The sequence below is a fragment of the Salmonella sp. 3C genome (assembly GCF_025426275.1).
Lineage (GTDB): Bacteria > Pseudomonadota > Gammaproteobacteria > Enterobacterales > Enterobacteriaceae > Salmonella > Salmonella enterica.
On record NZ_CP104858.1, the window covers coordinates 4,334,939 to 4,354,024 of the forward strand.

The 19,086-nt window shown below is 52.2% G+C and carries 22 protein-coding genes and 1 pseudogene; 12 read left to right on the top strand and 11 right to left on the bottom strand.

Going from position 1 to position 19,086, the window contains the following annotated elements; all coding sequences use genetic code 11:
• Window positions 1-306: 306 nt before the first annotated feature.
• Both dtpA and gstA read left to right on the top strand, forming a co-directional pair.
• Window positions 307-1,812: a dipeptide/tripeptide permease DtpA gene (gene dtpA, locus N7E69_RS20950; protein ID WP_000100903.1), complete on the top strand. Its 1,506-nt coding sequence runs from the start codon at window positions 307-309 to the stop codon at window positions 1,810-1,812.
• Between the two features lie 103 nt (window positions 1,813-1,915).
• Window positions 1,916-2,521: a glutathione transferase GstA gene (gene gstA, locus N7E69_RS20955; protein WP_000765727.1), complete on the top strand. Its 606-nt coding sequence runs from the start codon at window positions 1,916-1,918 to the stop codon at window positions 2,519-2,521.
• A gap of 58 nt (window positions 2,522-2,579) precedes the next feature.
• Here gstA and pdxY read toward each other — a convergent pair.
• The 5 genes and pseudogenes from pdxY to anmK all read right to left on the bottom strand — a co-directional run bounded on the left by pdxY (window position 2,580) and on the right by anmK (window position 7,154).
• A pseudogene (gene pdxY / locus N7E69_RS20960) lies at window positions 2,580-3,440 on the bottom strand (pyridoxal kinase PdxY).
• Between the two features lie 59 nt (window positions 3,441-3,499).
• On the bottom strand, window positions 3,500-4,774 hold the full coding sequence (tyrS, locus tag N7E69_RS20965) for a tyrosine--tRNA ligase (protein WP_000168626.1): 1,275 nt from the start codon (window positions 4,772-4,774) through the stop codon (window positions 3,500-3,502).
• A 126-nt stretch (window positions 4,775-4,900) separates the two neighbouring features.
• Window positions 4,901-5,557, bottom strand: coding sequence for a pyridoxamine 5'-phosphate oxidase (pdxH, locus tag N7E69_RS20970; protein WP_001282334.1), 657 nt, complete (start codon window positions 5,555-5,557; stop codon window positions 4,901-4,903).
• Between the two features lie 58 nt (window positions 5,558-5,615).
• Window positions 5,616-5,945 carry a C-type lysozyme inhibitor gene (gene mliC / locus N7E69_RS20975; protein WP_001132086.1) on the bottom strand — a complete coding sequence of 110 codons (330 nt, stop codon included), beginning with the start codon at window positions 5,943-5,945 and terminating at the stop codon, window positions 5,616-5,618.
• Between the two features lie 87 nt (window positions 5,946-6,032).
• Complete coding sequence (gene anmK / locus N7E69_RS20980; RefSeq protein WP_000835011.1) at window positions 6,033-7,154, bottom strand: anhydro-N-acetylmuramic acid kinase; 1,122 nt, start codon at window positions 7,152-7,154, stop codon at window positions 6,033-6,035.
• A gap of 272 nt (window positions 7,155-7,426) precedes the next feature.
• On the opposite strand from anmK, the gene slyB reads away from it, so the two are divergent.
• Entirely contained in the window at window positions 7,427-7,894 is a 468-nt protein-coding gene (gene slyB / locus N7E69_RS20985; RefSeq protein WP_000597179.1) for an outer membrane lipoprotein SlyB, read from the top strand.
• Window positions 7,895-7,941: 47 nt separating this feature from the next.
• On the opposite strand, the gene slyA is transcribed toward slyB, so the two are convergent.
• A complete protein-coding gene (gene slyA / locus N7E69_RS20990; RefSeq protein ID WP_000764553.1) occupies window positions 7,942-8,382 on the bottom strand; it encodes a transcriptional regulator SlyA in 441 nt (146 codons plus the stop codon).
• Between the two features lie 201 nt (window positions 8,383-8,583).
• Here slyA and N7E69_RS20995 point away from each other — a divergent pair, with 201 nt between their 5' ends.
• The 3 genes from N7E69_RS20995 to N7E69_RS21005 are packed head-to-tail and all read left to right on the top strand — an operon-like array spanning window position 8,584 to window position 11,722.
• Window positions 8,584-8,820 carry a DUF1656 domain-containing protein gene (locus N7E69_RS20995; RefSeq protein WP_000649755.1) on the top strand — a complete coding sequence of 79 codons (237 nt, stop codon included), beginning with the start codon at window positions 8,584-8,586 and terminating at the stop codon, window positions 8,818-8,820.
• Between the two features lie 2 nt (window positions 8,821-8,822).
• Window positions 8,823-9,683: an HlyD family secretion protein gene (locus tag N7E69_RS21000; RefSeq protein ID WP_001531609.1), complete on the top strand. Its 861-nt coding sequence runs from the start codon at window positions 8,823-8,825 to the stop codon at window positions 9,681-9,683.
• Window positions 9,683-11,722, top strand: coding sequence for an FUSC family protein (locus tag N7E69_RS21005; protein ID WP_000777629.1), 2,040 nt, complete (start codon window positions 9,683-9,685; stop codon window positions 11,720-11,722). Before N7E69_RS21000 ends, N7E69_RS21005 begins: the two co-directional genes overlap by 1 nt.
• On the opposite strand, the gene sodC2 is transcribed toward N7E69_RS21005, so the two are convergent.
• The 3 genes from sodC2 to N7E69_RS21020 form a co-directional block, all read right to left on the bottom strand.
• The gene (gene sodC2, locus N7E69_RS21010) at window positions 11,698-12,219 is read right to left on the bottom strand and encodes a superoxide dismutase [Cu-Zn] SodC2 (protein WP_000826822.1); all 522 of its coding nucleotides are present in this window, start codon (window positions 12,217-12,219) and stop codon (window positions 11,698-11,700) included. The two genes, N7E69_RS21005 and sodC2, sit on opposite strands and share 25 nt — an antisense overlap.
• A gap of 79 nt (window positions 12,220-12,298) precedes the next feature.
• Window positions 12,299-13,195 (bottom strand): aldo/keto reductase family oxidoreductase, encoded by an 897-nt coding sequence (locus tag N7E69_RS21015; protein ID WP_000250727.1) that lies wholly within the window; start codon window positions 13,193-13,195, stop codon window positions 12,299-12,301.
• A 50-nt stretch (window positions 13,196-13,245) separates the two neighbouring features.
• Complete coding sequence (locus N7E69_RS21020; RefSeq protein ID WP_001538148.1) at window positions 13,246-13,485, bottom strand: DUF1289 domain-containing protein; 240 nt, start codon at window positions 13,483-13,485, stop codon at window positions 13,246-13,248.
• A 102-nt stretch (window positions 13,486-13,587) separates the two neighbouring features.
• Here N7E69_RS21020 and N7E69_RS21025 point away from each other — a divergent pair, with 102 nt between their 5' ends.
• The 4 genes from N7E69_RS21025 (at window position 13,588) to rnt (ending at window position 16,567) form a co-directional block, all read left to right on the top strand.
• Entirely contained in the window at window positions 13,588-14,187 is a 600-nt protein-coding gene (locus N7E69_RS21025) for a TetR/AcrR family transcriptional regulator (RefSeq protein WP_001041823.1), read from the top strand.
• 58 nt (window positions 14,188-14,245) lie between these two features.
• Window positions 14,246-15,343 (top strand): alkene reductase, encoded by a 1,098-nt coding sequence (locus N7E69_RS21030; protein ID WP_000092939.1) that lies wholly within the window; start codon window positions 14,246-14,248, stop codon window positions 15,341-15,343.
• Between the two features lie 68 nt (window positions 15,344-15,411).
• Window positions 15,412-15,819 carry a lactoylglutathione lyase gene (gene gloA / locus N7E69_RS21035; protein WP_001237787.1) on the top strand — a complete coding sequence of 136 codons (408 nt, stop codon included), beginning with the start codon at window positions 15,412-15,414 and terminating at the stop codon, window positions 15,817-15,819.
• A gap of 100 nt (window positions 15,820-15,919) precedes the next feature.
• On the top strand, window positions 15,920-16,567 hold the full coding sequence (gene rnt, locus N7E69_RS21040) for a ribonuclease T (protein WP_001282272.1): 648 nt from the start codon (window positions 15,920-15,922) through the stop codon (window positions 16,565-16,567).
• Window positions 16,568-16,644: 77 nt separating this feature from the next.
• On the opposite strand, the gene grxD is transcribed toward rnt, so the two are convergent.
• A complete protein-coding gene (gene grxD, locus N7E69_RS21045) occupies window positions 16,645-16,992 on the bottom strand; it encodes a monothiol glutaredoxin 4 (protein ID WP_000108176.1) in 348 nt (115 codons plus the stop codon).
• 335 nt (window positions 16,993-17,327) lie between these two features.
• On the opposite strand from grxD, the gene N7E69_RS21050 reads away from it, so the two are divergent.
• Window positions 17,328-18,149, top strand: coding sequence for a C40 family peptidase (locus N7E69_RS21050; RefSeq protein ID WP_001520344.1), 822 nt, complete (start codon window positions 17,328-17,330; stop codon window positions 18,147-18,149).
• Window positions 18,150-18,275: 126 nt separating this feature from the next.
• On the top strand, window positions 18,276-18,857 hold the full coding sequence (gene sodB, locus N7E69_RS21055; RefSeq protein ID WP_000007300.1) for a superoxide dismutase [Fe]: 582 nt from the start codon (window positions 18,276-18,278) through the stop codon (window positions 18,855-18,857).
• A gap of 82 nt (window positions 18,858-18,939) precedes the next feature.
• Here the strand turns inward: sodB and N7E69_RS21060 are convergent, their stop codons facing one another.
• Complete coding sequence (locus N7E69_RS21060) at window positions 18,940-19,029, bottom strand: YnhF family membrane protein (protein WP_000102277.1); 90 nt, start codon at window positions 19,027-19,029, stop codon at window positions 18,940-18,942.
• Window positions 19,030-19,086 lie beyond the last annotated feature (57 nt).

A 19,086-nucleotide genomic window follows, 5' to 3' on the forward strand; every position in this document is an offset into this window, starting at 1 on the left:
ATATCACTGCTTTTTACCTTAAATAGCAGAAGATATCGCCTTTCACCCAAACTAATGGCCTTTTTGCAGTGTAAAAATCTGCCATTCTTCAAATGAAGAAATTTAACGCTGGATAACATTTCTGACATCGGACGATTCAACCAGAAGAGTTATATGTAACAGATTATTACAAAGCTCTTGTCTGGAGAGGAAAGATAGTGAACATTACCTGCCGTTTCCCCTCCAATATAACAATCGGACGGATGAGTCTGACTCATCACGCGCCAGACAATCCCTGTTAATACGGGGCGTAAAAAAGAGGTAAAAGTGTCTACTGCAAACAAAAAACCAACTGAAAGCGTCAGTTTGAACGCTTTCAAACAACCGAAGGCGTTCTATCTCATCTTCTCGATAGAGTTATGGGAGCGTTTTGGTTATTACGGCCTGCAAGGCATTATGGCCGTCTACCTGGTAAAACAACTGGGTATGTCAGAAGCGGATTCCATCACCCTTTTCTCTTCCTTCAGTGCGCTGGTGTACGGCCTGGTCGCCATTGGCGGTTGGTTAGGTGATAAAATTCTGGGCACCAAACGCGTTATTATGCTGGGTGCCGTGGTGCTGGCTATCGGTTATGCGCTGGTCGCATGGTCTGGTCATGACGCTGGCATCGTCTATATGGGCATGGCGGCTATCGCTGTGGGTAACGGTCTGTTTAAAGCTAACCCGTCTTCCCTGCTGTCTACCTGTTACGCGAAGGACGATCCGCGTCTCGACGGCGCATTTACGATGTATTATATGTCCGTCAACATCGGCTCCTTCTTCTCTATGCTGGCGACGCCGTGGCTGGCGGCGCGTTATGGCTGGAGCACCGCGTTTGCGCTTAGCGTCGTCGGTATGCTGATAACCGTCGTTAACTTTGCTTTCTGCCAGCGCTGGGTGAAAAGCTACGGTTCCAAACCCGACTTTGAACCGATCAACTTCCGTAATCTGCTGCTGACAATCGTGGGTATTGTCATTCTGATTGCGGTCGCCACCTGGCTGCTGCACAACCAGGATATCGCGCGTATGGTGCTGGGCGTAATCGCTCTTGGCATCGTCATTATCTTCGGTAAAGAAGCGTTTTCCATGCACGGCGCGGCTCGCCGTAAAATGATCGTCGCCTTTATTTTGATGCTGCAGGCGATTATCTTCTTCGTACTGTACAGCCAGATGCCGACGTCGCTGAACTTCTTTGCCATTCGTAACGTCGAGCACTCTATTCTCGGTATCGCGTTCGAACCGGAACAGTATCAGGCGCTGAACCCATTCTGGATCATTATCGGCAGCCCGATTCTGGCCGCTATCTATAACAGGATGGGCGATACGCTGCCGATGCCGATGAAATTCGCCATTGGTATGGTGCTGTGTTCCGGCGCGTTCCTGATTCTGCCGCTGGGCGCCAAATTTGCGAACGATGCCGGCATCGTATCCGTAAACTGGCTGATCGCAAGCTACGGCCTGCAAAGTATCGGTGAGCTGATGATCTCCGGTCTGGGCCTGGCAATGGTCGCACAGTTGGTTCCGCAGCGTCTGATGGGCTTCATCATGGGTAGCTGGTTCCTGACAACGGCAGGCGCTAACATCATCGGCGGTTATGTCGCCAACCTGATGGCTGTGCCGAGCGACGTGACTGACCCACTGATGTCCCTGGAAGTCTATGGTCGCGTGTTTATGCAGATTGGCATAGCAACCGCCGTTATCGCCATCCTGATGCTGCTGACAGCGCCTAAGCTGAACCGTATGACCCAGGACGATGATACCGCTGAAAAAGGCTCTAAAGCCGCTACAGTTTAATTTTCCGGGAAACAACATTCAGGCCGCTAACTGTGCGTTAGCGGCTTTTTTTTGCTCGTCCCCGCACTACCATACTTTAAACCTCAGCAAAAAGGAGTTACCGATGAAACTGTTCTACAAACCGGGTGCCTGCTCTCTTGCCTCCCATATTACCCTGCGCGAAATTGGCAAAGACTTTACGCTTGATGGCGTCGATCTCGCAAAAAAACGCCTGGAAAATGGTGATGATTACCTGGCAGTCAACCCTAAAGGACAGGTTCCGGCTCTGCTGCTGGATGACGGCACACTGTTGACTGAAGGCGTCGCCATTATGCAGTACCTCGCCGACAGCGTTCCCGACCGCCAGCTTCTGGCGCCGGTAAGTAGCCTTGCTCGCTATCATACGCTGGAATGGCTCAACTATATTGCAACGGAACTGCATAAAGGCTTTACCCCGCTGTTCCGCCCTGACACGCCGGAAACACTCAAACCCGCCGTTCGCGCCGGTCTGGAAAAGAAATTGCAGTATGTGGATGAGTCGCTTTCAGACGACCAGTGGATTTGCGGCCAGCGTTTTACCATTGCAGACGCTTATCTGTTTACCGTATTGCGTTGGGCCTATGGCGTAAAACTGAATATGGACGGGTTAACGCATATTGAAAGTTATATGCAGCGTGTCGCAAAAAGACCGACCGTTGCGGCAGCGCTTAAAGCGGAAGGACTGAATTAATGTCATGTTGCCGGATAGCTCGCTGTACCGCCATCCGGCCTCTTTTTAGCAGCAATAATTACAGCCGCGTTGCGCTGAAGTAATGTTCAGGGTTAGCGATCCTGTCCTGGGCCGCCACGACCTGCAGTTCGTACTCCTGCATCGTTTTGGTGGCGATCATAATCTCATAGACTGCCGCCGTAACGTGCTCCAGCGCCTGCTGCAACGTCGCGCCCTGCAAAAGTTTGACCAGCAATAAACCACTGGTGACATCGCCAACGCCAACCGGCTGACGTGAGCCGAAATCCACCAGCGGACGGCTAATATGCCAGGCTTCCTGCGCTGTCACCAGCAGCATTTCAAAGCGTTCTGAACTGTAACCGGCGCGGGCGAGATGTTTTACCAGTACAATTTCTGGCCCCTGAGCAATCAGTTCACGCGCCGCCTGCACGGCGTCATCCACATTATTCACGCTATGTTTGCTGAGAATTTCCAGTTCAATCAGGTTAGGCGCGATAATATCGCTGGCGGGTAGCGCATAACGCACATGGAACTCTGCGACGCCAGGCGCCACGATACAGCCCTTTTCCGGATGCCCCATCACGGGATCGCAGAAATATTTTGCCTGCGGATTTGCCGCTTTAACCTAGCGCACAATACCGAGAATGTGTTCTCCCTGCTCGGCAGATCCCAGGTAACCGCTAAGTACGGCGTCGCAGTGCGCTAACTGGCCAATGTCCGCAATCCCCTGGACAATCTCAGTCAGATGGCTGGGCGGCATGACACAGCCGGTCCATTTACCATATTGCGTGTGGTTAGAAAACTGAACGGTATTCAGCGGCCAAACATTCGCGCCAAGACGGCGCATGGGAAATTCGGCGGCGCTGTTGCCCGCATGTCCGAAAACAACATGGGACTGGATAGCGAGGATATTCTTCATTTTTTTACCTGAACATCAAAAATAAGGGAGTGATTTCTCACTCCCTGTTACTTAATGCCTTATTTCCAGCAAATCAGACAATAGTTCTTTTTGCCGCGACGTAATAAGGTATAGCGGCCAAACAGACGGTCCTCATCGTTAAAGATGTATTCAGGATCGGATTGTTTTTCACCATTGATAGTGACAGCGTTGGAGGCGATAGTCTTACGCGCCTGACCACGCGACGGCTGGAGTTCGGCATCTACCAGCGCCTGCATCAGGTCGGCGCCTTTTTCCATTTCAACCATCGGTACGCCGTCCTGCGCCAACTGCTCAAAGTCAGCTTCGCTCAGCGCGCTCAGTGAACCGCTGAACAGGCATTCAGTGATCCGTTTCGCCGCGACCAGCCCCTCTTCACCATGAACCAGGCGCGTCACTTGCTCGGCCAGTACATACTGCGCGCGCGGCGCTTTACCGCTGTTTTTATCTTCTTCTTCCAGGGCATTGATCTCTTCAATGTCCATAAAAGTGAAGAATTTCAGGAAGCGATAAACATCGGCATCTGCGGTGTTAATCCAGAACTGGTAGAATTTGTACGGACTGGTTTTCTTCGGATCCAGCCAGACAGCGCCGCCTTCGGTTTTACCGAATTTCGTGCCGTCAGCTTTGGTGATCAGCGGAACGGTCAAACCAAATACCTGATTCTGGTGCAGGCGACGGGTCAGGTCGATACCGGAAGTGATGTTCCCCCACTGGTCAGAACCGCCAATCTGTAAGGCAACGCCGTGCAGTTTATTCAGACAAGCGAAGTCGTACCCCTGTAGCAGGTTATAAGAGAACTCCGTGAAAGAGATACCCTGATCGTCACGGTTCAGACGCTGCTTCACCGCTTCTTTGTTGATCATCTGATTAACGGAAAAATGTTTACCGATATCGCGCAGGAAAGTCAGCACATTCATGCTGCCGAACCAGTCATAGTTATTGGCCGCGATGGCGGAGTTTTCGCCGCAATCAAAGTCCAGGAATGGGGCAACCTGTTTACGAATTTTCGCCACCCACTCCTGAACGGTCTCTTCAGTGTTCAGTTTACGCTCGGCAGCTTTAAAGCTCGGGTCGCCAATCAGACCGGTCGCGCCGCCTACCAGCGCAACAGGTTTGTGCCCTGCCTGCTGGAAGCGTTTCAGGCATAACAATGGAACCAGATGCCCCAAATGCAAGCTGTCAGCGGTAGGATCGAAGCCGCAATAGAGCGCGATCGGGCCTTGCGCCAGTCGCTCTGCCAACGCGTCTTCGTCCGTCACCTGGGCTACCAGCCCCCGCTCTTGCAATTGTTTAATCAAGTTACTGCTTGCCATCAAAATCTCCATGTATAAAACGACTGCACCTTTGCCGGTACACGACTTTTCGCCAGACGCGAAAGAGACATAGCATAAAACGGCGGATTCATCCGCACCAGTGCTTAAAACAAGATTTTTGCATCTTTAGGGCGCAAGACGGTCGATTTTCCATGCGCCGTCGTCGCGTTGGTATAAAAAGCGATCGTGCAGACGATGTTCGCCGCCCTGCCAGAACTCCATCTGTTCAATACTCACGCGAAAACCGCCCCAGAAGCTGGGTAGCGGCACTTCGCCCTGTTGAAACTTCTGCTTGAGCTCCAGGAATTTGCTTTCGAGGATACCGCGCGCGGAAATCCGGCTGGATTGTTTAGAGACCCATGCGCCGATCTGGCTGTCGCGCGGACGGCTGTGGAAATACCTCACCACCTCAAGAGTGGAGAGACGCTCGGCTTTGCCTGTCACCATCACCTGGCGTTCAAGCATATGCCAGGGAAATAACAGGCTGATACGCGGATTGTGCTCAATTTGATGCGCCTTGCGGCTTCCCAGGTTGGTATAAAAGACCAGGCCTTTTTCATCATAATGCTTGAGCAATACAATACGCTGGTACGGTTGCCCCTTGTCATCTACGGTCGCCACGACCATTGCCGTCGGATCGGCCAGTCGCGCGTCGCACGCTTGCCCAAGCCAGCGCTCAAATAAGGTTAACGGTTCAGCGGGTAAATCGCGGCGACGCAAGCCGCCTTTCGTGTATTCACGGCGCAGATGCGCGATCTGCTGCAATTGGTCGTTATCAGACATGGCGTTGATCAGAAATAATCAGTGGGTGGCGCTATTGTGCGCCCCCATACTGAAAATCTCAACGCTTCGGATTTTGTAACTGACAGTTATTAAGCACAATTCTGTCTCGTTTATAGACCGTGGCGCTCTCGCCTTGCGACCAGAAAACATAAATCCCGTCGGTATAACGCGCGCCCGAGGCCGAGATTCCTTGCTTCAGGGTCAGCAGCTTATTGTCATAAACAAAACTGACCTCTTCACGCGGGTTATTGACTTTAACGGTAAGCGGCTTCTCATCACACTGGTATTCCAGCGTATCCGTTTGCATACGTTCAACAAATTGTTGATAAACGCTACAGCCGGTCAGCAGCACAGGTAAACACATTATTGCGATCTTTTTCATAGGCATATCCCGAAAGCTCTCCTGCTTCTGGAAGGGCAAACGCCCCTTCCTGACCTTGCCAGTTTACCGATATAGGGTCAGGGAAAAATTCAGTTAACTCTGAGTTATTGGGTTAGCCGGGTAAATAGCGCCTAAAACACTGGCTTCTGTAGCCCCCGTCACGGAAGGCAAATTTCCCGGCAGGCCCGCGAGCGTTCGCCAGGCAAGCCAGGCAAAGGCCAGCGCTTCCATATCATCGCCGCTGATCCCCGCCTTATCGGTGGTCGAAACCTCGATACCTGGCAACAGCGCCGCCAGACGGGCCATCACTAACGGATTCCGGCCACCGCCGCCACAGACCATCAGCCGCTCGCAGCCGCCGTTGAGCAGCACCTGTTGGGCGATGGAGACCGCCGTCAGCTCCGCCAGCGTGGCCTGTACATCGCGCGCGTCTGCGCCAGGGAAAGCCGCAAGATGGCGCTCTAACCAGCCATAGTTGAAATATTCGCGTCCTGTACTTTTGGGCGCCGACGCAGCAAAGTACGGATCGCGCAACATCTTTTGCAGCAATGGAAGAATAACCTGACCTTCTTTCGCCCATGCCGCGTCTTTGTCGTAGGGCTGCGCGCATTGTCGCCAAATCCACGCATCCATCAACATATTACCCGGCCCCGTGTCGTACCCGCGCACCGCCTGTCCGGGGAAAAGCAGAGATAAATTGGCGATGCCGCCGATATTCAGGACCATACGTTTTTCCGTCGGATGTCCCAACAGCGCGTGATGGAAAGCAGGCACCAACGGCGCGCCTTGTCCGCCCAGCGCAATATCCCGCCGCCGAAAATCGCCGACCACTGTAATCCCCGTATGGGCGACGATGTGATTATTATCGCCAATTTGCAGCGTATGCGGGGCCTCGCCGGTCGGTTCATGCCAGACCGTTTGCCCATGACAACCAATGGCGACGATATCCCGCGGCTGCAAACGTTGTTGCGCTAACAGCGCATTAACCGCCTGTGCAAAAAGCCGGCCTAACTGGGTATCAAGCTGGCCGAGTTGCGAGAGCGTAAGCGGCTGTCCCTGGCAAATATCGAGAATGCCTTTTTTCAGATGAACGGGAATGGGCCAGGTGAGACTTGCCTGTTGCGCAACCATGGTTTCATCAATTGCCGCCAGTACAACATCCACACCATCAAGGCTGGTCCCGGACATAACGCCAATAAAACGGCCCGATTTCATACCTCTTCCTTATTAAGCTGGGTTAAGCCTTAACACTCGGCATAACGTATTTTGCAATGCGATGCCCGCGTCACGTTTTTTGCCGTGCCGTCCACGGATATCAATAACCTATCTTTTCTTGCTTCCCACTTCGTTTAAGATTAGTTAATTAACTTCTGATTATGATTTTTACATTCTTTCGGCAGAAGATATGACCTTAACTGCATAAATGCCATATAATTTAGCTATAGGGATGCTGAAATAGCGTTTCGTGAAGAACAGGAGATGGGTAAATGATTAAACGTGTACTGGCCGTTTCACTGATGGGGTTATCCCTAGCGGGGTGTGTTAACAATGATAGCCTTTCGGGTGATGTTTATACCGCATCCGAGGCTAAACAAGTTCAGAATGTAACGTACGGTACTATCGTTAACGTTCGTCCGGTTCAAATTCAGGGCGGTGATGATTCTAACGTGATTGGCGCTATCGGCGGCGCGGTGTTGGGCGGATTCCTCGGCAACACTATCGGCGGCGGTACGGGTCGTTCACTGGCGACCGCGGCAGGCGCGGTGGCTGGCGGCGTAGCGGGCCAGGGCGTCCAGAGCGCAATGAATAAAACCCAGGGTGTGGAACTGGAAATTCGTAAAGACGATGGCAACACCATTATGGTTGTGCAGAAACAAGGAAATACGCGTTTCTCGGCAGGTCAGCGTGTCGTGCTGGCCAGCAACGGCAGCCAGGTTACCGTCTCTCCACGCTAAACCAGGCTTTACGTGTGGTCACATGGCCACACGTATGCCCCTGCACCTCAATCGTGAGAGTGCAATTCCATAATATTGTGTTCAAGTTTGGCGATAAGTTTAATCAGAAGCTCAATCTCCTCTGAAGAAATCCCAGCCAAAATTTCACCGCGCGTTTTATGAATGACCTCTTCCATCTCAGCGATCAGCGGCTCCGCTTTTTCGGTCAGTTTAATCCGCTTAGCGCGACGATCGCTGGCGCAGGTTTGCCGCGAAATTAGCCCCTTATCTTCAAGTTGATCCAACGTGCGTACCAGCGATGGCTGCTCAATGCCTATCGCTTTAGCCAATTGAATCTGCGACTGGTCAGGCGGCAATTGATGAATATTGTGCAACGTGACCCAATGTGTCTGCGTCAATTCCAGAGGCTTGAGGCGATGGTCAATCAGAGCACGCCAAATGCGCACCAACCGTGCCAGATCAGAACCTAGTGGCGATTCCAATTTCATCTCCTTATAATTAGCTTGCTAAGTTATTATACTGATTTTAGAATAGTGTGCAGTATTTGTATTCTCAAAACAAATGTATTGCTAAATTTGCTTACCAATAGACATTTTTTCAGACATAGTGCATAGTGCGCACCTGGCACCTGTAGCCTCAGTTTTGGCTAAAACTAAAGCATCGATGTCTGACGCAAAGGAACATTGCTTGTGAAGTGTATACTCAACGCCACAGGATTGCCCTTACAAGATCTCATGTTGGGAGCATCTGTTTACTTTCCGCCATTCTTTAAAGCCTTTGCGCTTGGGTTCGTTATCTGGTTGTTTATTCACCGACTCCTGCGTGACCGGATATACTCTGATGAAATCTGGCATCCCCTGTTAATGGATCTCTCCCTCTTTACGCTTTGCGTATGTCTGGGCCTCGTTTTACTGATCGCGTGGTAAATATGTCGTTAAAAACAATAAAATATTTTTCTACTCTCATTGTCGCCGTCGTCGCCGTTCTGGCCGCATGGTGGTTATGGAATTACTATATGCAATCGCCATGGACGCGCGATGGTAAAATCCGCGCGGAACAGGTCAGCGTAACGCCGCAGGTTTCTGGCAGCATTACCCAACTCAATATCAAAGATAATCAGTTCGTCAACGCCGGGGACGTTCTCTTTGTCATTGATAAAACGCCCTTCCATATTGCAGAACTTAACGCACAGGCGCAGTTGGCCAAAGCGCAGTCCGATCTGGCAAAAGCGAATAATGAAGCCGATCGACGTCGACATTTATCGCGTAACTACATCTCTGCTGAAGATCTGGATAGCGCCAATCTGAATGTTAAAGCGATGCAGGCCAGCGTAGATGTCGCACTGGCGACGTTAAAACAGGCGCAGTGGCAGCTTAGCCAGACGGAAGTAAAAGCGCCGGTATCCGGCTGGGTGACCAACCTTTCCACGCGTACCGGTGATTATGCCAGTACTGGTAAGCCACTTTTCGCCCTGGTAGATAGCCATTCATTTTATGTAATGGGATATTTCGAAGAAACCAAACTACGCCACATCCGCGAAGGTGAGCCTGCATTAATAACACTGTATAGTGGCAATGTTAAGTTACAGGGTCACGTTGGCAGTATCGGGCGCGCTATTTACGATCAAAGCGTGGAAAGTGACTCCGGTTTAGTGCCCGATATCAAACCCAACGTACCGTGGGTACGTCTGGCGCAACGCGTACCGGTACGTATCGAATTTGACGCTTTGCCGCAGGATATCACGCTCGTCTCCGGCACTACCTGCAGCGTAGCCATTGGACAGCAGTAATGAAACTCTCCCTGCCGGCCCTGCGAAATACGCCCTGGTTTAAAGCGACCTCCGGCCAATGGCGTTACGCGTTGCGCAATACCATTGCCATGTGTCTCGCGCTGACATTCGCTTATTATCTCAATCTGGATGAGCCCTACTGGGCGATGACTTCGGCCGCAGTGGTGAGCTTTCCGACCGTAGGCGGCGTAATCAGTAAAAGTCTGGGGCGTATTGCCGGGAGTTTACTCGGCGCGACCGCCGCGTTAATTATTGCCGGCCATACGCTGAATGAACCCTGGTTGTTCTTATTTAGCATGGCCGCCTGGATCGGTTTTTGTACCTGGGCCTGCGCGCATTTTACCAATAATGCCGCTTATGCTTTCCAGTTGTCCGGCTACACGGCGGCGATCATCGCGTTCCCGATGGTTAATATTGTAGAAATCACGCAGTTGTGGGATATCGCCCAGGCACGTGTATGTGAAGTTATCGTCGGCATCCTCTGTGGCGGCATGATGATGATGATCCTACCCAGCACATCGGATGGTACCGCCCTGCTCACCGCGTTGAAAAACATGCATGCGCGCTTGCTGGAACATGCCAGTCTACTGTGGCAGCCGGAGACTACCGACGCTATCCGCTCCGCGCATGAGGGGGTCATTGGGCAAATCCTGACCATGAACCTGCTGCGTATTCAGGCCTTCTGGAGTCACTACCGTTTTCGCCGCCAGAATGCATTGCTAAATGCATTGTTACACCAGCAATTACGGCTAACCAGCGTGATCTCCAGTCTGCGTAGAGTGCTTTTAAACTGGCCGACGCCGCCGGAAAACAGCCGCGAAGTCATTGAACAACTCTTAGCTGAGTTGGCAAAACCGCGCGCGGACAGCTACACCGTGGCGCGGATTATTGCGCCGCTACGCCCGCAGGATGAACAGGATTATCGTCACCTCGCGTTCTGGCAGCGATTACGCTATTTTTGCCAGCTATATCTGCGCAGCAGCCGTCAGTTATATCTGATCGAAAGCGGCGCGCCGGTAGATCAAATCCATATCCGCCGCACTCCCGGCCTTGCGCGGCATACGGATAACGCAGAGGCCATCTGGAGCGGCGTGCGTACCTTTTGCACGCTCACGGTAATTGGCGCCTGGAGTATTGGCGCGCAATGGGAATCCGGGCCCGGCGCATTAACCCTGGCGGCGATCAGTTGCGTCCTCTACTCCATCGTCGCCACGCCGTTTAAGTCGCTTTCCTTATTGATGCGTACTTTAGTGCTGCTGTCCTTATTCAGCTTCGTGGTGAAATTTGGCCTGATGGTGCAAATCACCGATCTGTGGCAATTCTTGCTTTTCCTTTTTCCGCTGTTCGTCACGATGCAACTGCTTAAACTGCAGATGCCTAAGCTGGCGGGACTGTGGGGGCAGCTTATCGTTTTTATGGGCTCATTCATCGCCGTGACCAATCCACCGGTGTACGACTTCGCCGACTTCCTTAACGATAATACCGCCAAGATCGTCGGCGTCGCGATTTCCTGGCTGGCGTTTGCGATTTTGCGCCCCGGTTCCGATGCCGTAAAAAGCCGCCGCCATATCCGCGCGCTACGCCGGGATTTCGTCGATCAGCTTAGCCGTCACCCTTCCCATAACGAAAGCGAGTTTGAATCGCTGACCTATCATCACGTCAGTCAGCTCAGCAATAGTCAGGATGCGCTGGCGCGCCGGTGGTTATTACGTTGGGGAGTGGTGCTGCTGAACTGCTCGCATGTGGTGTGGCAGCTGCGCGCCTGGGAGTCGCGTTCCGATCCGCTTTCCCGGGTGCGGGATATTTGTATATCCCTGCTGCGCGATGTGATGAGCGAGCGCGGCGTACAGCAACGCCCGCTTGCCGTCACGCTACAGGAACTACAGCGTATCTGCGACACGCTCGCACATCATCATCAACCCGCCGCGCATGAACTGGCGGCGATTATCTGGCGTTTACACTGTTCGCTGTCGCAGCTGGAACAGGCTCCAGCGCAGGGAACACTGTCTCCGGGTTATTTAATGACGCCGCAGGCGTAACGCGTTCCGCCGCCGCCGAGCGGTTTCGGCTGATCGGACATGTTATCGCCGCCCACATGGATCATGAGCGCTTTATCTTTCACTTCATCAAGAGACTTCAGACGCGGCGCAGTAACCGGTTCGGTGGCGATACCATCATTATTAACGACTAACACCGGGAGGTCGCCCAGATGCCCCTGACCTTCCGGTCCTTCATGCTTACCGGTATTTTGTGGGTCCAGATGACCACCAGCGGCTTCTGCGGCAACCGCTTTGCCGTCTTTAATCGCGGGCTGGCAGCTACCGTTGGCATGAATGTGAAAACCATGCTCGCCCGGCGGCAACGCTTTAAGGTGTGGGGTAAATTTTAAGCCGCCTTCGGTTTCATCGATGACGACGGTGCCGATAGACTGTCCTACGCCTTGCGCCGTCACCAGATTCATCTCTACTTTCTCGCTGGCAGCCTGCGCACCCGCACAGGCCAGCAGCGTCACCATCGCTAAACTTAATCGCTTCATAAAACCTCCGTTACATGTGGTCGCCTGTTAAGTGTAAACCACTGGCGAAAACATGTACGGAAAGTCAACGAGTTGGCGATTACGGCACGTCATAACCCAGTGCCGCCTTGCGGATTCGGAACCACTGTTGACGCGACAATGACAGCGTTTCCGCTTCTAGTGCGGCGCGTACGCGTTCGATTTTACCCGAGCCAATAATCGGCAGCGGCTGCGACGGCAAACGTAAAATCCAGGCATAGACCACCTGTTCAATAGAACTGGCGTTGAGTTCTTGCGCGATAACGGAAAGTTCCTGGCGCAACGGCTGATAAGCCTCATCATTAAACAGCCGACCGCCGCCAAGACATGACCAGGCCATCGGACGAATACGCAGTTGCTGTAATTGATCTAATGTGCCGTCCAGCAACAAAGGCTGGTGAACCGGCGAGATCTCCACCTGGTTGGTCGCCAGGGTGAAAGGCAGGCGCGATTGCAGCAACGTAAATTGCGCTGGCGTAAAATTAGAAACGCCAAAATGGCGCACTTTGCCGCTTTGGTGCAGATGTTGAAACGCCTCGGCGACGTCATCCGCATCCATTAACGGATCGGGACGGTGAATTAACAACATATCCAGATAATCTGTCGCCAGATTTTTTAATGACTGTTCGGCGCTCAGAATAATATGGCGGCGATCGGTAATATAATGACCGAGTCTATTTTCCGCTCTGGCGGTGGTCGCAATACCGCATTTGGTGACGATTTGCAGTCTTTCCCGCAAATGCGGTGCCAGCGTTAGCGCCTCGCCAAACGCCGCTTCGCACTGATAACCGCCATAAATGTCCGCATGGTCAACGGTAGTGACGCCCAAATCCAGATGTTCTTCGATAAAACTCACTAACTGACGCGCGGACATATTCCAGTCCATCAAACGCCAGTAACCCATGACAAAACGCGAAAACTCCGGGCCTTGTGGAGCGATGGTGACACGCTGAACCATAACAGATTCCTCATAGAGAATAATGAGGTTGAGTATACGCAATTCCGCGTTTAAAAGAGTGAAGGTTGTTGAGGATCTTCCGATGGGAGAGGCTTATTTGCGCGTATTTTACGCAAGAAACGCTGGCGACAAAGCCGCAGTACATTTTGTTTCTCGGCATCGCTCATTTTTTGCCAGTTAAAGCGTTCGTCGCGGCTGCGCATACATCCCCGACAAAAGCCACGCTCATCAGACTGGCAGATACCGCGACATGGGCTTGCTACAGGAAAAAACTCCAACTGCTCGGCCACATCCCCTCCTCAACGTTTGGCGCTTATGACTATTGAAGACGCTAACTGACATTATGGCAACTCTGCTTGCAGTAGACCGACTGGTCTACTATACTGCCTGCTATGAATAAGCAAACCGAACACGATACCCGCGAACATCTGCTGGCCACCGGCGAGCAGCTTTGTATGCAACGGGGTTTTACCGGCATGGGGCTTAGCGAGTTGCTCAAAACCGCCCAGGTGCCTAAAGGGTCGTTTTATCACTACTTTCGCTCGAAAGAAGCCTTCGGCGTCGCCATGCTTGAGCGACATTACGCCTGCTATCATCAGCGTCTTACGGCGCACTTCACCTCCGGTCCCGGTAATCATCGCGATCGTCTTCTCGCCTGGTATCAGGAAACGTTAAAGCAGTTTTGCCAGCAAGGCGCCATCAGCGGTTGCCTGACGGTGAAACTGTCAGCGGAGGTCTGCGATCTGTCGGAGGATATGCGCTCTACGATGGATAAAGGGGCGCAGGAGATCATGGCACTGCTTGCACGCGCGCTGGAAGATGGCCGTAATAGCCACTGTTTACATTTCACCGGCCAGCCGTTGCCACAGGCGCAGGTACTTTATGCTCTGTGGCTGGGCGCCAATTTGCAGGCCAAAATATCCCGTAGCGCCGCGCCGCTGGAAAATGCGTTGGCGCATGTTAAGACCATCATTGCAACGCCTGAGCAGTAACAGGCGTTTTTATTTCCTTTATTACAAGACGACCGGTCTACTTATATCAGGAGCCACTATGTCATCAGCAAAACTGTTTACCCCCCTCAAGGTGGGTGCCATCACGGCGACAAATCGCGTATTTATGGCGCCTTTGACGCGTTTGCGGAGTATTGAACCGGGCGACATTCCTACGCCGTTAATGGCGGAATATTACCGTCAACGCGCCAGCGCTGGATTGATCATCAGCGAAGCCACACAAATCTCCGCACAGGCGAAAGGCTATGCCGGCGCACCGGGATTACACAGCGATGAGCAGATCGCCGCCTGGAAAAAAATCACTCAGGGAGTCCATGCCCAGGGCGGCCATATGGCGGTGCAACTGTGGCATACGGGCCGTATTTCACACGCCAGCCTGCAACCAGGCGGACAAGCGCCCGTCGCGCCATCCGCTATCAATGCGGGAACCCGCACCTCTTTGCGTGACGAAAACGGTCAGGCCATCCGCGTAGAAACTTCCACGCCGCGCGCGCTGGAGACTCATGAGATCCCCGGGATCGTCAACGATTTCCGCCAGGCTATCGCCAATGCCCGAGAGGCAGGCTTCGACCTGGTGGAGCTGCATTCCGCGCACGGTTATCTGCTGCACCAGTTCCTCTCACCGTCTTCTAATCACCGTACCGATCGGTACGGCGGCAGCGTAGAGAATCGCGCCCGTCTGGTGCTGGAAGTGGTTGATGCCGGCATTAAGGAATGGGGCGCGGACCGTATCGGCATCCGCCTTTCTCCTGTCGGCACTTTCCAGAATGTCGATAACGGCCCGAATGAAGAAGCTGACGCCCTTTATCTGATTGAAGCGTTAGGCAAACGCGGCATTGCTTATCTGCATATGTCTGAACCAGACTGGGCGGGCGGCGAACCGTACAGCGACGCGTTCCGTGAAAAAGTGCGCGCGTGTTTCCACGGCCCCATCATCGGCGCTGGCGCCTATACGCCAGAAAAAGCGGAAGATCTGATCGAAAAAGGGCTGATTAACGCCGTGGCGTTTGGTCGCGATTACATCGCTAACCCGGATCTGGTGGCGCGTCTGCAACGTAAAGCGGAACTTAATCCACAGCGTCCCGAAAGTTTTTATGGCGGCGGCGCGGAAGGCTACACTGACTACCCTACTCTGTAATTTCATTGATAGCGGCCGCACATCGCCGCTATACTTTGAATATCTTGACTATTTTAAGGACAACGAAAATGCGTTTATTGCATACTATGCTGCGCGTCGGCGATTTGCAGCGTTCCATCGCTTTTTACACCAACGTTCTGGGCATGAAATTGCTGCGTACCAGTGAGAATCCGGAATACAAATACTCGCTGGCCTTTGTGGGATATGGTCCGGAAACGGAAGAAGCGGTCATCGAACTAACCTATAACTGGGGCGTTGAGAGCTACGACATGGGCAATGCGTATGGGCATATCGCGCTGAGCGTTGACAATGCCGCTGAAGCCTGTGAACGCATTCGTCAGAACGGCGGCAACGTGACCCGTGAAGCGGGGCCGGTAAAAGGCGGTTCGACCATCATCGCCTTCGTTGAAGATCCGGATGGCTATAAAATCGAATTGATTGAAGCTAAAGACGCAGGCCGCGGTCTGGGTAACTGATCCCCCGCCGGGCGCAGGTCACTGCGCCCGTTGTTTTACTGCATCCCGGCGTAAAATTTGCCATAATACGCGCTGCATTTTTTCGTATTAAGAGACTCAGATGTCCGATAACGCTCAACTTTCCGGTCTGTGCGACCGTTTTCGTGGTTTTTATCCTGTCGTCATCGATGTTGAAACTGCAGGATTTAACGCTAAAACCGATGCGCTGCTCGAAATCGCCGCCATCACGCTGAAAATGGATGAACAAGGCTGGCTGATGCCGGACACGACGCTGCATTTCCATGTGGAGCCGTTCGCTGGAGCCAACTTACAGCCGGAAGCGCTTGCGTTTAACGGTATCGATCCCTCTAACCCGCTACGCGGCGCGGTGAGTGAATATGAGGCGCTACACGCTATTTTCAAAATGGTGCGTAAAGGTATCAAAGACAGCGGTTGTAGCCGCGCCATTATGGTCGCGCATAACGCCACTTTTGATCACAGTTTTATGATGGCCGCCGCAGAGCGCGCCTCGCTGAAACGTAACCCGTTTCATCCGTTCGTCACCTTTGATACCGCGGCATTGAGCGGACTGGCGCTGGGGCAAACGGTGTTATCAAAAGCGTGCCTGGCGGCAGGTATGGAGTTTGATGGTGAAAAGGCCCATTCCGCTTTGTATGATACCGAGCGGACAGCGGTGCTGTTTTGTGAAATTGTCAATCGCTGGAAGCGCCTGGGCGGCTGGCCGTTACCTTTGCCGACGGACAAATAACGAGGCTAACAACGCCGCTCTTGTTCACGATGGCGGTAAAAAAGCGACCTTTACAGGTCGCTTTCTCCTTGCACAGATTACTCTGCGTCCGGCTCCTGAGTTTTATATTTTGCCGCAGTTTCTTTAATAAGCTGCTGCAACTCACCACGCTGATACATTTCAATCACAATATCACACCCGCCGACCAGCTCGCCGTCCACCCACAGTTGTGGGAATGTCGGCCAGTTGGCGTATTTCGGTAATTCAGCGCGAATATCCGGGTTTTGCAGGATATCAACATAGGCAAAACGTTCCCCGCAGGCTGAAAGCGCCTGAACGGCCTGCGCAGAGAAACCACAGCTTGGCAGTTTCGGTGAACCTTTCATATACAGGAGAATCGGGTTTTCAGCGATCTGGCGCTGAATTTTTTCGATAGTGGTGCTCATTGTCTCGCTTCCTTAAACTACTTTTACGACTGAAGCCTGTCATTGTAACGGGTCAGGCTGGCAACGGAAAATAACATTTTCATCATGCCTTATTATTTTACCGTCTGCGGGAATAAGTTGTATACAAAATATCTTTTAAGCGGGTTGCCGCGCAGTGATTTGTAGATAACGCGTTCGTGTTTAGCATTAATTGCTATTTTTTTTACATCTGTTAACGAAACACAGCTTCAGAAACCAAAAGCAATTACCAATCTGTGCTTTTGTAGATTAGAATTATCAGGTTTTGTAAATCATACGCAGGCATGAATCGCCTGCCTTTAACAGAGGATTGCTCAGTGGCGCGGATAAACAAAATCTCGATCACGCTCTGTGCTTTACTTTTTACTACTCTCCCCTTTACGCCAATGGCCCATGCTTCCAGGCAAGCCAAAGCGACGCCTGCTGTTTCTCATGTCACGAAAACGGCAGATAAAAAGAAAAGCACAACGAAAAAGATCAGTAAAACCAGCAAAAAAAACGTAAAAAAAACCTCAAAAACCAGCCGTTCTTCTTCCGCTTCTACGCCAAAACGTACCACCGCCTCCACGAAATCTCGTCATACGACGCATCGTCGTAACAGAACCGCGCCCACGTCAATCGCCGCCCTTGACGTAACGGAAAAATGCACGACGCGTAAAGGCCGTAAGCCGCACTGCGTGAAGGGGAAAGGAACATTGCCGGTCTCTATTGCCGATGCGCATCGTGCAAAAGTACAAAAAGCGACGAAAACCGCGATGTCCAAACTCATGAATCAGATTGGTAAACCGTATCACTGGGGAGGCGCGTCGCCGCGCACCGGTTTTGATTGCAGCGGTCTGGTTTATTATGCCTATAAAGATTTAGTGAAGATCCGTATCCCCCGAACGGCGAATGAGATGTATCACCTGCGTGACGCGGCGCCCATTGAGCGTAGCGAGTTGAAAAACGGCGATCTGGTGTTCTTCCGTACGCAAGGGCGCGGCACCGCCGATCACGTTGGCGTCTATGTCGGCAACGGTAAGTTTATCCAGTCTCCGCGCAGCGGTCAGGAAATTAAGATCACTTCACTGAACGAAGAATACTGGCAACGTCATTATGTCGGCGCCCGCCGGGTGATGACGCCTAAAACAATTCGCTAATATTTTATCCTGTCGTTTAACGACAGGATAACTTCTTCTTTTGCGCCACCGCTCAATTTGCTACCCTATCCTTACGCGCACCAGGGGTATTGTGCGTGCGCAATATTAATAATAAGGAGAGAAGCAATGTCGTTCGAATTACCTGCATTACCGTATGCCAAAGATGCTCTGGCACCGCATATTTCTGCTGAGACGCTGGAATATCACTATGGCAAACATCATCAGACTTACGTGACCAATCTTAACAATTTGATCAAAGGCACGGCGTTTGAAGGCAAATCGCTGGAAGAGATCGTGCGCACTTCCGAAGGCGGCATCTTTAATAACGCCGCTCAGGTATGGAACCACACCTTCTACTGGAACTGCCTGGCGCCAAACGCTGGCGGCGAACCGACCGGGAAACTGGCTGAAGCTATCGCGGCATCTTTTGGCAGCTTCGCGGAATTTAAAGCGCAGTTCACCGATGCCGCTATCAAAAACTTTGGTTCCGGATGGACATGGCTGGTAAAAAGCGCTGATGGCAAACTGGCTATCGTTTCTACCTCAAATGCCGGTACGCCGCTGACTACGGATGCAACGCCGTTGCTGACGGTTGATGTGTGGGAACACGCGTATTACATCGACTACCGCAACGCCCGTCCAAACTATCTGGAGCATTTCTGGGCGCTGGTTAACTGGGAATTTGTTGCGAAAAATCTCGCCGCATAAGTCTGAGTACGCAGAAGGTACGCCTTCTGCGTTTTAGAGAGGGATAGAATAGAGGAGACGCCCACCCTCAGAAGAGAGGAAATCAGTGCAGAGCGGCCGTTAATCCACCTGCGACAATCACGCCCAGAACAATCAGCGTAGTAATCAACGAAAATTTCAGGTCGGTACTCATCAAGTTTTCTCCTTTTTATTCCCACACAAAAAGTGATATAGCGCATTTTTGCACATT